This is a genomic window from Burkholderia sp. SIMBA_062, from assembly GCF_046534765.1.
In the GTDB taxonomy this organism is placed as follows: domain Bacteria; phylum Pseudomonadota; class Gammaproteobacteria; order Burkholderiales; family Burkholderiaceae; genus Burkholderia; species Burkholderia ambifaria.
This window is the reverse complement of record NZ_JAWRYD010000513.1, coordinates 1-246: the sequence shown is the minus strand read 5'-3', so window position 1 is coordinate 246 and position 246 is coordinate 1. Positions and strand designations below refer to the sequence as shown.

The following is a 246-nucleotide window of genomic DNA, read 5'->3' as shown; positions in this document are numbered from 1 at the left end:
CGTGCTCGCGTATTGAAGCGCGCGCAGCAGCACCGAGGTATCGACGATCGGCTGATCGGCCTGCGTGAAGCCGATGCAGCCCGCCTCGGTCAGCGACACCATCTCGGTGATCGTCTGCCCCTTGAGCCCGACCGTGAGCGCGCCGAGCGGATGCACCTGCGCGCGTTCGAGCTTGCCCGCGCGGTACTTGAGCATCTCCACGAGGCCCGCTTCGTCGAGCACCGGATCGGTGTCCGGCGGACACAC

1 pseudogene is annotated in these 246 nt (G+C 67.9%); it reads right to left on the bottom strand.

What is annotated here, in order from left to right:
- A pseudogene (locus SB786_RS37275) lies at positions 1-246 on the bottom strand (dihydroorotase); the annotation flags it as partial.